Genomic DNA, 15,799 nt, shown 5'->3' on the forward strand with positions numbered 1-15,799 from the left:
GGATCTGGGGTCGAGCAGGTCAGGAGTTGCCGAAACCCTTGTCCAGCAAGTCGAACAGTTCATCGGCGGTGGCTTCCTCGAGGTCGCCGTCGTCGTCGGGAGCGCGCCTGCCGTCGTTCCAGTCGGCGAGGATCGCGGCGAGCCGGGCGCCGATCCGCTCTCGTTCGCGCCTGTCCGCGGAGAAGACGGCGAGCGCGCCGGAGAGCCTGTCGAGCTCGGCGTCCACGCCGGGAGCGACCTCTTCGCCGACCAGTTCGCCACGCAGGTACTCGGCGAGCGCCGACGGCGTCGGATAGTCGAAGACCAGGGTGGCGCTGAGCTTCAGCCCGGTGGCCGTGTTGAGCCGGTTCCTCAGCTCGACCGAGGTCAGTGAGTCGAAACCGAGTTCCCGGAAGGATCGGTCGGGCTCCACGTGCGCCGGGTCGTGGTACCCGAGGACCAGCGCGGCCTGTTCCCGCACCACCTCCACGAGCGCCTCGTCCTGCTCGGCCACCCTCAGCCCGGCGAGACGCGCCCCGAGGGTCGCCGTGGTTTCGCCGGCGGACGAGACCGTCGCCCGGCGAGTCACCACCTTGACGAGACCGCGCAGCAGCGGCGGCACCTCGGCCGCGGTCGCCTGGCCCGAACCGAGGTCCAGGTTCAGGGGCACCAAAAGCGCGTCAGCGCGGGCACGGGCCGCGTCGAACAGCGCGAGCCCCTGCTCGGGACTCAGCGCGCCACTACCCGACCGGGAAACCCTGGCCCGGTCCGTGGTGCTGAGCGTCCCGCCCATGCCGCCGTTTTCCTGATCCCACAATCCCCACGCCAACGACAACCCCGGCAGTCCGGTCGCCCGGCGATGAGCCGCGAGAGCATCCAGGAAAACGTTCGCCGCCGAGTAATTCGCCTGCCCCGGGTTACCGAACACCCCCGACGCCGACGAGAACATCACGAACTCGGACAGGTCGCTGTCCTTCGTCAACTCGTGCAGATTCCATGCCGCGTCCGCCTTCGGACCCAGCACCCCAGCTACCCTGTCGGGAGTCAACGACTCCACCACACCGTCGTCCAGCACGCCGGCGGTGTGCACCACCGCCGCCAACGGACGCTCCACAGTGGACAACGCTTCGGCCAGAGCGGCTCGATCCGCCGCGTCGCAAGCGAGCACCGACACTTCGGCACCCAGACCGGTCAGCTCACTCACCAGCTCGGCCGCACCCGGCGCCTGCTCGCCACGCCTGCTGAGCAACACCAGATGCCGCACACCCTGGCCGACCAGATGCCGGGCCACCAACCCGCCCAGACTGCCCGTGCCACCGGTGATCAGCACCGATTCCTCGACGTCAAGGGACCTCGGCACGCTCAGCACGACCTTGCCCACATGCTTCGCCTGCGACATGAACCTGAACGCCTCCGGAGCCTGCTTCACATCCCACACCCGAGACGGCAACGGCGACAACGCGCCAGCCTCGAACAGACCCACCAGCTCGGCCAGCATCTCACCGATCCGCACCGGACCGGCCTCCACCAGATCGAACGCCTGGTACCGGACCCCGGGGTAGTCGGCCGCGACCTCGCCCGGCTCACGAACGTCGGTCTTACCCATCTCCGCGAACCGGCCACCCCGCGGCAACAACCTCAACGAGGCGTCGACGAACTCACCGGCCAACGCATCGAGCACCACATCCACGCCACGACCTTCAGACACTGCAAGGAACTTCGCCTCGAAGTCAGTGTCACGCGACGACGCCAGATGGTCATCCGCCACGCCCAGCGCGCGAACCGCGTCCCACTTGGCAGCACTCGCGGTCGCGAAAACCTCGACGCCCCAATGCCGGGCCAGTTGCACCGCGGCCATCCCGACCCCACCGGCGGCCGCATGAATCAACGCCGCCTCACCAGTACGGACATCCATCAAGTCACGCAGGGCATAGAACGCCGTGAGGAACACGATCGGCACCGAAGCCGCGTCCACAAAGGACCATTCGGCCGGAATCCTGGCCAGCATCCTGGAGTCCGTCACCGCCACCGGGCCGAACGCCCCCGACAGCAGCCCCAGCACCCGGTCTCCAGGGACCAGCCCCGTGACACCGGGACCGACCTCCAGCACCACACCGGCACCCTCGATACCCATCAGACCCGCATCACCGGGATACATGCCCAGCGCGTTCAGGACATCACGGAAGTTCACACCCGCCGCACGCACCTCGACCCGGACGTCCAACTCCCCCAACGGATCCCCGGCCTGCGGCCAAGACACCAACGACAGGTTCGACAACGTGCCCTTACCGACGCTGTCGAGGCGCCACAGCGTCTCGTCGATCGGCGGCACCAGGTCGGCCGACCGCGAAGCCCGGTCCAGCCGCGCGGCGAAGACGTCGCCACCACGCGCGACCAGCCGGGGTTCGCCGGTGACAGCCAACGCGCGTTCCAGGGACCTCGGGTCCTCGTCCACGTCGACCACGGTCACCCGGTCCGGATGCTCGCTCTGCACGCTCAGCAGCAGGCCCCACACCCCGGAGGCCGCGAGGTCCAACACGTCCTCGCCGGTACTCGCCGCGACAGCCCGGCGGGTCACCACGACCAGCTGCGAATCGTCAAAAGCGCTGTCCGACAGCCATTCCTGGACGAGTTCCAGTACGGAAGACGTCATTTCGGTCGTGTCCCGGCCGTCGGCCGCGCAGTCCACGACCACGATCGGCGGCACGTCCACGCTCACCGGCTTCAGGTCGAAGCCCGGCAACGTGCGCCACTCGGGCGCCGCGTCCGCCGGGGTGACCGGCTCCCACGTCAGGCGGAACAGGCTGTTGTCGGCGTAGTCGCCGGCGCTGGGCAACGACTCCTCGGACACTTCACGCAGCACCAGCGAGTCCACCGAGGCGATCGGCTGTCCCGTGCTGTCCGCCACCTCGATCGACAGCGAGTCCGCGCCGGTCCTGGTCAGCTTCACCCTGGCCGCGGCCGCGCCGGCCGCGAACAGGGACACGCCCGACCAGGCGAACGGGATGCGCCCGCCCTCGGTCGCGTCCGTACGCAGGACCCACGCGTGGAGACCGGCGTCGAACAACGCCGGGTGCAGCCCGAAGCGGCCCGCCTCACCGACCGCTTCGGCGGGCAATGCCACGTTCGCGAACACCTCGTCGCCCCGCACCCATACGTCGTGCAGGCCCTGGAAGCTCGGCCCGTAGGCGAAACCTGCCTCGGCCAGTCCTTCGTAGAGACCGGTGACGTCCACCCGTCGCGCTCCGGCAGGCGGCCACTCCGTAAGCCCGGCACCGGGTTCTCCGGCCCGCGGCGACAGCGATCCCGTGGCGTGCCTGGTCCACACCCCGTCGGTGGCCGCGCCGTCGAACCGCGAGTGGATCGAGACCGCGCGCCTGCCTTCGTCGTCCGGTTCCCCGACCACGACCTGCAGTCGCACCCCGTCCGACTCCGGCAGCACCAGCGGCGCTTGCAGGGTCAGCTCCTCGATGCGGCCACAGCCTGTCCGGTCACCGGCGGCGACGGCGAGGTCCACCAGCGCGGTTCCCGGCACCAGCGCCCGGCCCAGGATGACGTGGTCGGCGATCCAGCCGTGCGTCCGCGTGGACAGGCGACCGGTCAGCACCACCCCGTCGCCGTCGGCCAGCTCGACGGCGGCCCCCAGCAACGGGTGGTCCTCGGCGGTGAGCCCGAGCAACGCGGGTTCCGCCGTGCCGCTGAAGGAACTGGTCTCCAGCCAGTACGGCGCGCGCTGGAAGGCGTAGGTCGGCAGGTCGACGCGCCTGGCATCGGTGCCGTCGAACACCGTCTCCCAGTCCACAGTGGAGCCGTCCACGGACAACCCGGCCAGCGCCGTGATCGCGCTCCGCGCCTCCGGCCGGTCGCCCCGCAGCACGGACCGGAACACCGCGTCCGCATCGGCCAGGCAATCCTGTGCCATGGCTGTCAGCACACCGTCCGGCCCCAGCTCGACGAACTTCGTCACGCCGTGCGCGGCGAGCGTCTCGACCCCGCTGAGGAAGCGGACGGCTTCCCGCACGTGACTGACCCAGTACGCGGGCGTGTCCTGTTCCCCGGTGACGGCACCGGACACGTTGGACACGATCGGGATACGCGGCTCGTGGAAGGTCAGTCCACTGAGGACCTTCTCCCATTCGGCGAGCATCGGTTCCATCAGCGGCGAGTGGAAGGCGTGGCCGACCGACAGCCGCTTGGTCTTGCGGCCCTGCGCGGCGAACTCGTCCGCGATCCGCAGCACCGCGGCCACTTCACCCGAGACCACCACGGACCGCGGGCCGTTGACGGCGGCGATGTCCACCGCGCCCGCGGCGTTCTTCACCTGCACCAGCACCTCGTCCTCGGTGGCCTCCACGGCGACCATGGCACCGATGCCGACCGGCAGTGCCTGCATCAGGCTGCCGCGAGCCGCGACCAGCGCGCACGCGTCGGCAAGGGAGAACACGCCGGCCACGTGCGCGGCGACGAGCTCGCCGAGCGAGTGGCCCAGCAGGAAGTCCGGCCGGATTCCCCAGGACTCCAGCAGCCGGAACAGCGCGGTCTCGACGGCGAACAAGGCCGCCTGCGTGTAAACGGTCTGGGCCAGCAGCTCGGGCTCGCCGAACACCACCTCCCGCAACGGCTTGTCCAGGTACCGGTCGAAATGCGCACAAGCCTCGTCGAAGGCCTCGGCGAACACGGGGAACTCGGTGTGCAGCTCGCGTCCCATGCCGAGCCGTTGCGCGCCTTGACCGGTGAACAGGTAGGCCAGCTTCCCGGCGACCGAGGTGCCCTCCACCACCGAAGGATCGGCACCGCGCTCGGCCAAGCCGTGCAGCGCACGCAAGGCGGCGGACCGGTCCTCGGCGACGACGACGGCCCGGTGTTCCCAGGACGCCCGCGAAGAGACGAGCGAATACGCGAGGTCGAGCAGCGAATCCGTGCCCTGTTCCATGGCCGCGGCCAGCCTGCCCGCCTGTCCCCGCACGGCCACGGCCGACCTGCCCGTCACCACCAGCGGGAGGACAGAAGGAACCCTCGTGCCCGACGGCGGGACGGCCGCCTCGGCGGGTGCCTGCTCAAGGATGGTGTGCGCGTTCGTCCCGCTGAAACCGAACGAGGACACCGCGACCCGGCGGGGATGCCCGTTTTCCGCCCATTCGCGGGCTTCGGAGAGCAGTTCGACGGAGCCCGCGGACCAGTCCACCTGTGCCGACGGCGCGTCCACGTGCAAGGTCTTGGGCAGCACGCCGTGCCGCATGGCCATGACCATCTTGATGATGCCCGCCACCCCGGCGGCGGCCTGGGTGTGCCCGACGTTGGATTTGACCGACCCGAGCCACAACGGCTCCTCGCGGTCCTGCCCGTAGGTCGCCAGCAACGCCTGCGCCTCGATGGGATCCCCCAGCGAGGTCCCCGTGCCGTGTGCCTCCACAGCGTCCACTTCGGACGCTCGAAGCCCGGCGTCGGCCAGCGCCGCGCGGATCACCCGCTGCTGCGAAGGACCGTTCGGCGCGGTCAAGCCATTCGAAGCGCCATCCTGGTTCACCGCGCTGCCCCGCACCACGGCCAGCACGGGATGTCCCTTGCGCCGGGCATCCGACAGCCGCTCGACCAGGAGCATGCCGATACCTTCGCCCCAGCCCGTACCGTCGGCGCCGTCGGCGAACGCCTTGCACCGGCCGTCGGCCGCCAGCCCGCGCTGGGCGCTGAACTCGACGAACGCGCCCGGGGTGGACATCACCGTGACCCCGCCGGCGAGCGCCATCTCGCATTCGCCGTTACGCAGGGACTGCACGGCCCAGTGCAGGGCCACCAGCGAAGACGAACAGGCGGTGTCGACCGTGACCGCCGGGCCTTCCAGCCCGAAGGTGTAGGCGACGCGGCCGGACATCACGCTGGCCGAGTTGCCCGTGCCGAGGTGACCGTCGTGGCTGTCCTCGGCGCCGGCCAGCACTACCAGGTAATCCTGCCCGTTGGAGCCGACGAACACGCCGGTCCGGCTCCCCCGCACGGACGCCGGGTCGATTCCTGCGCGTTCGAAGGCCTCCCACGACGTCTCCAGCAGCAGCCGCTGCTGCGGGTCCATCGCCAGCGCTTCCCGCGGCGAGATGTCGAAGAACGTCGGATCGAAATGCGCTGCCGTGTCGAGGAAAGCGCCGTCACGGGTGTAGGTGGTGCCAGGGTTCTCGGGATCGGGGTCGTAGAGCGTCTCCAGATCCCAGCCCCGGTCCGCCGGGAAGTCGCCGACGGCGTCCACCTCGTCCGCGACCAGCTGCCACAGCTGCTCCGGGTTCTCCACCGCGCCGGGGAACCGGCACGCCATGCCGACGATCGCGATCGGCTCGCTGTCCACCAGGACGGACCGTTCGGCGGCGACCTCGGCCACTCCGCCGACCAGCTCGTCGAGCAGGTGCCCGGCCAGGACGTGGGGGTTGGGGTAGTCGAAGACCAGCGTGGTCGGCAGGTCGAGTCCGACCGCCGGGACCATCCGGTTGCGCAGTTCCACCGCGGTCAGGGAGTCGAAACCCAGCTCGCGGAAGGCGCGGTTCGGCTCGACGGCGTCCGGACCGGCGTACCCGAGCACGACGGCGGCCTCGGTGCGCACCAGGTCCAGCAGGGTCGCCAGCTGCCCGGCGCGGTCCGAACGGGAGAGCTCTTCCCGCAGTCCAGTGGTGTGGGGTTCGACCTGGATGCTCGCCGCTTCCGGCAGTTCGGTGAGCAGGGGGCTGGGCCGCCGGGAGGTGAACACCGGCGCGAACCGGGCCCAGTCCACGTCAGCCACGGTCACCGTCGTGTCGCGCCGCGCACCTTCCAACGCCGCCAATGCGCGCTCCGGCGCCAACGCGGTCAGACCACGCCTCGCCAGCTGCTCACCCGCTTCTCCGACGGCCATACCCGCCTCGGCCCACGGACCCCACGCCACCGAAAGACCGGAGAGTCCATCGGCACGACGCTGCTCCACGAGCGCATCCAAGAACGCATTACCTGCCGCGTAGCCAGATTGGCCACCACTGCCCCAGGTCGCCGCGATCGACGAAAACACGATGAACGCGTCAAGACCCTCAGTCAGCTCATGCAGATTGACCGCACCCGCGACCTTGCCCGCGACCACCGCACGGAACTCCTCCACCGAGCAGTCCGCCAGCGGCGTCGACTGCGCGACACCAGCCGCGTGCACCACCACCGACAAGTCTTCGAGCCCGTCGATCAGCTCGGCAACCGCCGCGCGATCAGCCACATCACACGCCGCCACCGTCACCGCGACGCCCAGCTCCCGCAGCTCTGCGGCAAGATCCTCCGCACCCGGCGAAGCGAGCCCGCGACGGCTGACCAGCACCAGATGTCCGACACCTCGCTCGGCCAGCCAGCGCGCGACCTGACCACCCAAGGCCCCGGTGCCACCGGTCACCAACGCCGTGCCACCGAAAGCCCACGGTTCCTGACCGGCCGCATCGGCACGCACCAGACGACGCGCGAACACCCCGGACGCTCGCACCGCGACCTGATCCTCGACACCTGCGAGCACACCCAGCACCCGGTCGTCACCCGAAGCGGGCAGGTCGATCAGCCCGCCCCACACCTCGGAATGCTCCAGCGCCGCGACCCGGCCCAAGCCCCACACCTGCGCTTGCTCCGGCGCCGACAGCCGATCCGACCGACCGACGGAAACAGCGCCCCGGGTCACCGCCCACACCTTCGAGCCCGTACCCACCGCCGCCTGGATCACCGGCAACGTCGACGCAGCATCCAAACAGGACACCACACCAGCGAAACGGCCAGGCACCAACAACGCTGATAGATCCGGCTGCTCGGCTACGACAACCTCGCCAAGACCGGCGAGCGCGTCACCTTCGGCCAGGGGCTCCGGCGAAAGCACCAACCACTCGCCCTCCGGCAGGGCTTCGGACGCCCGTACCGGCACCCACTCCGCCCGATACCGCCAGCCATCGACCACGGAGGACTCGCGGCGCTTCCGCCGCCACGACGAAAGCGACGACACGAAGCTGCCCAAGGGCTGACCGGCTTCGAGCGCCAGGGATTTCGACAGCGAATCCAGGTCTTCACGCTCGACCGCGTCCCAGAACGCCGCGTCGACGTCGTCCATCGGGGACGCGGTAGCGCTGCCCAGCTCCAGCCAGAAGCGGTCGCGCTGGAAGGCGTAGGTGGGCAGGTCCACCGGGTTCCCGTTGACCAGCGCGGTCCAGTCCACCGCGATACCCCGGGTGTGGAGAGCGCTCAGCGCGGCCATCGCCGTGCGGACCTCAGGCCGGTCACCGCGGAGCAGCGGCACGAACTGGGCCTCAGCGTCGGGGAGACAGCTCTGCGCCAGTCCGCTCAACACACCGTCCGGGCCCAACTCGACAAACGACGTCACACCCTCGGCAGCCAGCGCCTTCACACCGTCGGCGAAACGCACCGCCTGACGCACGTGATCCAGCCAGTACTGCGGTGACGCCAAATTCACGGCAGAACCACCGGACACCACCGGAATCACCGGTGCGTTGAACGTGATGCCTTCAAGCACTTCGGCGAACTCCGCGAGCATCGGCTCCATCAACGGCGAATGGAACGCATGACTCACCTCAAGACGCTTCGTCTTACGCCCCCTCGCCGCAAAATCCTCAGCAATCCGGGAAACCACTGCCTCAGCGCCCGAAATCACCACGGAGTTCGGACCGTTCACCGCCGCGATCCCGAACTCAGCGTCAGGCTCGAACTCGTCTTCCGTCGCCTCGATCGCGACCATCACGCCGCCCTCGGGCAACGCCTGCATCAAACGTCCACGAGCCGACACCAGCTTGCCCGCGTCCTCCAGGGAGAACACCCCAGCGACATGCGCGGCCGCGATCTCACCGATCGAATGACCCAGCAAGAAATCGGGACGCACGCCCCACGACTCAACAAGTCGATACAACGCAACCTCAAGAGCAAACAGAGCAGGCTGCGCGAACTCCGTACGGCCAAGATCACCCAACGGCGGCAGGAACTCACACGCCGCATCAAAAGCCTCAGCGAAAACAGGGAACTCCGCGTACAGCTCTGCCCCCATACCGGCACGCTGAGAACCCTGACCAGCGAACAGGAACGCCGACCGGCCACGGGAAACCGCCCCGGTGACCACGTCGGCCGAGGAGGTGCCTGCGGCCAGCGCGGTGAGCGCGGCCAGCAGTTCGTCCCGGTTCGTACCGAGGGCCACGGCGCGGTGTTCCAGCGCTGACCGCGTCGTGGCCAGCGAGAAAGCCACGTCCGCGAGTTCTCCGTCCTCAAGGGACGATAACCGCGAGGCCTGCGCCCGCAAGGCCGCTGCGGTCTTGCCGGACAGCACGAACGGCACCACCGAGGGCAGCCGCGGGTCGGCGGCAGGCTCGACGGCCGGGGCCTGTTCGAGGATCGTGTGCGCGTTCGTCCCGCTGATCCCGAAGGAGGAGACGCCTGCCCGCCGGGGGCGGCCGGTGTCCGGCCACGCGCGGGCACCGGTGAGCAGTTCCACCGCGCCGGCGGACCAGTCCACCTGCGTGGAAGGTGCGTCCACGTGCAGTGTCTTGGGCAGGATGCCGTGCTGCAGGGCCATGACCATCTTGATCACCCCGGCCATGCCCGCCGCGGCTTGGGTGTGTCCGACGTTGGACTTGACCGACCCGAGCCACAAGGACTCTTCGCGGTCCTGCCCGTAAGTCGCCAGCAACGCCTGTGCCTCGATCGGGTCACCCAGTGCGGTCCCGGTTCCGTGCGCTTCGACAGCGTCCACTTCGGACGGTTCCAGCCCGGCACTCGCGAGTGCCGCGCGGATCACCCTCTGCTGTGACGGGCCGTTGGGCGCGGTCAGCCCGTTCGAGGCGCCGTCGGAGTTGATCGCGCTGCCGCGGATCACGGCCAGCACCCGGTGGCCGTGGCGCTGAGCGTCCGACAGCCGCTCGACGAGCAGCATGCCCGCGCCTTCGCCCCATCCGGTGCCGTCGGCGGCGTCGGCGAACGGTTTGCAGCGGCCGTCCGCGGACAGCCCGCCCTGTGCGCCGAACTCCTCGAAAGCGTTCGGGGTGGACATGATGGTGACCCCGCCCGCCAGCGCGAGTTCGCACTCGCCCCTGCGGAGTGCCTGTGCGGCCAGATGCAGTGCCACCAGTGAAGAGGAACAAGCGGTGTCGACGGTGATCGCCGGTCCACCCAGCCCGAAGCTGTAGGCGATCCGCCCGGACGCGACGCTGGGCGTGGTGCCGGTCAGCACATGGCCCTGTACCCCGTCGGGCGCCTCGGCGCCCACCGCGTAGCCCTGTGCCGCGGCGCCCACGAACACACCGGCCTGGCTGCCCCGGACCTGGGCCGGGGTGATCCCGGCGCGCTCGAAGGCCTCCCACGCGGTCTCCAGCAGCACTCGTTGCTGCGGGTCCATCGCCAACGCTTCTCGCGGCGAAATGCCGAACAAGCCGGGGTCGAACTCGGCGGCGTGGTGGAGGAAACCGCCTTGGGGCGCGTAGGACTCGTCCGCGGTGGTGGTCCAGCCACGATCGGTGGGAAACCCGCCGACCGCGTCGGTCTCGGCGGTCAGCAGCTCCCAAAGGTCTTCCGGCGAGGCCACCCCGCCGGGGAAGCGGCAGCCGATGCCGATGATGGCGATCGGCTCGTCGTCCGCCTTCGCCCTGGTGGCCGCCGACCGTTCGGCCGGGGTCGAACCGGCCAGCTCGCCGAGCAGGAACCGCGCCAGCACGGCGGGCGCGGGGTGGTCGAAGACCGTCGTGGCAGGCAGCCGCACTCCGGTGACGGCGTTGAGCCGGTTGCGGAGGTCGACGCCGGTGAGCGAATCGAAGCCCAGCTCGCGGAACGCGCGATCGGGTTCGATCGCCTCGGCCGAGCGGTAGCCGAGAACCGCGGCGGCTTCGGTGCGGACGAGGTGGAGCAGCACGCGTTCGGCGTCGGCCGCGGACAGCGCGGCGAGCCGTTGCCGCAGGGTCGCGTCGCCGAGGCCGGTGACGGCCGCCGCCTTGCCGCGGCCTGGCCGGATGCCTGCCAGGCCGTGCAGCAGGCGCGGGACCTCGGTCTTCGCGCCGCGCAGGCCGTCGGTCTGGAGCCGGATCGGGACCAGCAGCGGTTCGTCCGCGGCCAGTGCGGCGTCGAACAGTTCGAGCCCTTCGGCTTCGCCCAGTCCCTCGACTCCGTCACGGCTGAGCCGCGCGACGTCGGCTTCTCCGAGATGCCCGGTGATGCCACCGAGCCGCGACCAGAGACCCCACGCCAGTGAAGTACCCGGGAGCCCGGCGGCGCGGCGGCGATGGGCCAGCGCGTCCAGGAAGACGTTTGCGGCGGCGTAGCCCGCTTGCCCAGCGGCGCCGAAGATCCCTGCGGCTCCCGAAAACACCACGAACAGGTCCAGGTCGAGATCACGGGTCAGCTCGTCGAGGTGCACCGCCGAGTCCACTTTGGACCGCAAGGTGGCGCTGACGCGCTCCGGGGTCAGCGTGTCGACGAGACCGTCGTCCAGCGCGCCCGCGGTATGCACGACACCGGTCAGCGGCCGGTCCAGCCCGCGCAGGACCGCGGCGAGCTGCTCGCGGTCGGCGACGTCGCAAGCGGCCACCTCGACCTCGGCGCCCAGTCCGGTCAGTTCGCCTGCCAGCTCGTTCGCTCCGTCGGCGGCGGGCCCGCGACGGCTGAGCAGGAGAAGGTGACGCACGCCGTGTTCGGCGACGAGGTGCCGGGCCACCAGCCCGCCGAGGTTGCCGGTACCGCCGGTGATCAGCACGGTCCCGTCCCCGCCGAGCCCCTCCGGCGCTTCGCCCTGGACGACGCGCGCCAGCCGCGGCACGAGCACCACGCCGTCCCGCACGGCAAGTTCGGGCTCACCGGTGGTCAGCGCCGCGGCGAGCAGGCCGAGATCGGCAGGATCGGTGACGTCGGCCAGCGCGAAGCGGCCGGGGTTCTCCGAACGCGCGGAGCGCACCAAGCCCCAGACCGCCGCCGAAGCGGCGTCCGGCACGTCCTCACCGGGGTCCGCGGCGATCGCGCCCTGGGTCACGAAGACCAGCCGCGAGCTCGCCAACCGGTCTTGCGCCAGCCAGTCCTGCACCACTGTCAGTGCTTTGTGGACAGTCTGATGTGGATCACCTTCGACGTCCGTCCAGGGCAGCAGGACGGTGTCCGGCACGGGCTCGACGTCGGCCGGTACCGGGTACTCCGGCAGCGCGGCGAACTCGGCATCGGGCAGCGGGAGGGTTTCCCAGCCGACCCGGAACAGGTTCTTCGACCGCCCGGCTCCCGTCGCCGACGCGGGTCGCAGCGCCAGTGACTCCACCGACGCGACGGGATTTCCCGCGCCGTCGGCGGCCAGGAGTGACACGCTGTCGCCCGCGTGCCGGGTCAGCCGGAGCCGCAACGCCGACGCGCCGGTCGCGTGGAGGGACACGCCGGTCCAGGAGAACGGCAGGTATGCCCCGCCACCGCCGAACGACACCGCGCCCAGCGCGTGGAGACCGGCGTCGAGCAGCGCGGGATGCAGCCCGAAGTCACCCGCCCCGGCGTGCTGCTCACGCGGCAGCTCGACCTCGGCGAACACCTCGTCCCCGCGCTCCCACACCGCGCGCAGACCACGGAAGACCGGACCGTACTCGAGGCCGACACCGGCGAGTCCGGCGTACAGGCCGTCGATGTCGACCGGTTCGGCCTTCGCGGGCGGCCAGGTCTGCAGTCCTTCAGCCGTTCCCGGGTCCGGCGAGAGGGCGCCCGAGGCGTGCCGCGTCCACGGCATCCCCTCCTCTTCGCGGGAGTAGAAGACCAGGCCACGCAGCCCCGTCTCGTCGGCCGCGCCGACCACGAGTTGCACCTGGACCCCGCCGGTCGCGGGCAGCACCAGCGGCACCTCGACCGTCAGCTCCTCCACCCTGGCGCAGCCGACCCGGTCACCCGCCTGCCCGGCCAGTTCCACGAAAGCGGTGCCCGGCAGGAAAACCCGTCCGAGCACCCGGTGTTCGCCCAGCCACGGGTGGGTGCTCAGCGAAAGCCGTCCGGTGAGCAGGACCTCGTCGCCTCCGGCCACTTCGACCACGGCGCGGAGCAACGGGTGCTGTCCCATGGCGCCGAGCCCGGCGCCGACGACGTCACCGTGCAACGCGGGCGAACTCGTCGGCCAGTAGCGCTCGCGCTGGAACGGATACGTGGGCAGATCCTGCGGAACGGTTCCGACGTTGCCGAGCAACCCCGGCCAGTCCACGTCCGCGCCATGACAGAACGCCTCGCCCGCCGAGAGCAGGAACCGCTCCAACCCACCCTCGTCGCGGCGGAGCGTTCCCACCACGGGGACGTCGACCGTGTCCTCGATCGCCATCGTCAACACCGGATGCGCGCTGACCTCGACGAACATCTGCAGACCCTCAGCGGCCAGCTGCTCTACCGCGTCCGCGAACCGAACGGTCTGCCGCAGGTTCCGATACCAGTAGCCACCCGACAGCTCGGCCGTGTCCAGCCACCGGGAGTCCACAGTGGAATAGAACGGGACGTCACCCGAGACCGGGGTCACCGGGGCAAGCAGCTCGGCTAGCTGCGTCTCGATCCGCTCCACGTGAGCCGAATGCGAGGCATAGTCCACCGCCACCAACCGAGCCCGAACACCCTCAGCCTCGAACTTGGCCTTCGCCTTGGCCAACGCCTCAGGATCACCCGACAACACCACAGCGTTCGAGCCATTCACCGCCGCGATCGACACACCATCGCCGACCTCCGTCACCGGAGCGGCCACCGACAACATCCCGCCCAGACCGGCAAGCTCGGCAGCGATGGCCTGGCTCCGCAACGCCACTACCCGAGCCCCGTCTTCCAGGCTCAAACCACCCGACACCACCGCCGCCGCGATCTCGCCCTGAGAGTGCCCGACCACCGCAGCGGGAACCACACCCAGCGAACGCCACACCGCGGCCAGCGACACCATCACCGACCACAACACCGGCTGCACAACATCAACCCGGCTCAAAGCAGCTTCGTCGTCCAACACCTCGAACAGGGACCAGTCCACAAAGGACTTCAAGGCCTCGGCGCACTCCGCCATCCGCGAAGCAAAGACCGGACTCTCCCCCAGCAGAGCCGAAGCCATACCCAGCCACTGCGAACCCTGACCAGGGAACACAAACACGACACGCTCAACACCGGAACCCGAACCACGCGCCACACCAGCGGGATGGTCACCCGCCGCCAACGCGGCAGCCAAGCCGACCTGATCCTCACCCACCAGCACCGCACGGTGCTCGAACACCGAACGACCGGCCAGCCCCGCCGCCACACCCAGGGCGTCACGGTCGGCGGCGAAGTCGGCGAGCCGGGCGGCGGTCTCGGCCAGCGCACCCGCCGACTTCGCCGACAACACCCAGGGCGCCACCGGCGCGAGCACCGTGACGACGGGTTCAGCCGCCGGGGCCTCTTCGACCACCACATGCGCGTTGGTGCCGCTCATACCGAACGCGGACACCCCGGCCCGGCGGGGGTTGGCGCCCGCCGGCCAGTCCTGGACCTCGGTCAGCAGCTCCACCGCACCCGCCGTCCAGTCCACATGGGACGAAGGCCTGTCGGCGTGCAGTGTCTTCGGCAGCTTTCCGTGCCGCAGGGCCATGACCATCTTGATCACGCCCGCGACTCCCGCGGCCGCCTGCGTGTGCCCCAGGTTCGACTTCACCGAACCGAGCCACAACGGCCGATCGCGGTCCTGGCCATAGGTCGCAAGCAGCGCCTGAGCCTCGATCGGATCGCCCAGCGCGGTACCCGTGCCGTGCGCTTCCACGGCGTCCACATCGGACGGCGAAAGCCCCGCACTCGCCAACGCCGCACGGATCACCCGCTGCTGCGAAGGACCATTCGGCGCTGTCAAACCATTCGACGCACCGTCCTGATTCACCGCGGAACCGCGCACCACGGCCAACACCGGGTGACCGAGCCGCTGGGCGTCCGACAGTCGCTCCACCAGCAGGACGCCGACGCCTTCGCCCCAGCCCGTGCCGTCCGCGCCCTCGGCGAACGCCTTGCACCGGCCGTCGGCGGCCAGCCCGCCCTGCGCGGAGAATTCCAGGAACGCGCCCGGCGTGGACATGATCATCACGCCGCCGGCCAGCGCCATCGTGCACTCGCGGCGGCGCAGGGCCTGCACGGCGAGGTGGATCGCGACCAGCGAGGACGAGCAGGCGGTGTCGACCGTGACCGCGGGGCCCTCCAGGCCGAAGGTGTACGAGAGCCGCCCGGACACCACGGCGGCGGCGTTGCCGGTGAGCAGGTGGCCCTCGGTGTCCTCGGCGGAGGCGCGCAGGACCGCGGCGTAGTCCTGGCTGCTCGTGCCCATGAACACGCCGACCCGCGCGCCCGACATCGCGGCGGGGGCGATGCCCGCGCGCTCGAAGGCCTCCCACGAGGTCTCCAGCAGCAGCCGCTGCTGCGGGTCCATCGCGAGCGCTTCCCGCGGCGAAATGCCGAAGAACGCGGGATCGAACCCGGAGGCGTCGTCGACGAACCCGCCGAGCCGGGCGAACCCCGGCTGGTCGAGCTCCCAGGCGCGGTCGCCGGGGAAGTCGCCGACCGCGTCGGTGCCCGCCAGCACCAGGTCCCACAGTTCCTCGGGCGTGCGGACGCCGCCGGGGTACCGGCAGCCCATGCCGACGATGGCGATCGGCTCCTGCTCGGCCACTTCCCGTTCACGCAGGCGCCTGCGCGTTTGATGCAGGTCAGTGGTGGTCAACTTGAGATACTCGCGAAGTTTGTCTTCACTGGCCAATCTGAGCCACCTCGATCACCGCAGACCACGAATACACCCTTGACCGGCACGATCGATCTCGGTGCCGGGAACCAAAGAAAAAAGTATTCGACGGGCGAC

1 protein-coding gene is annotated in these 15,799 nt (G+C 70.3%); it reads right to left on the reverse strand.

Annotated elements, in window-relative coordinates:
- Positions 1-19 precede the first annotated feature (19 nt).
- Positions 20-15,700: a type I polyketide synthase gene (locus tag ACZ6YV_RS01125; protein ID WP_465507732.1), complete on the reverse strand. Its 15,681-nt coding sequence runs from the start codon at positions 15,698-15,700 to the stop codon at positions 20-22.
- Positions 15,701-15,799: the final 99 nt, after the last annotated feature.

The sequence above is a fragment of the Amycolatopsis sp. NPDC102522 genome, assembly GCF_055584485.1.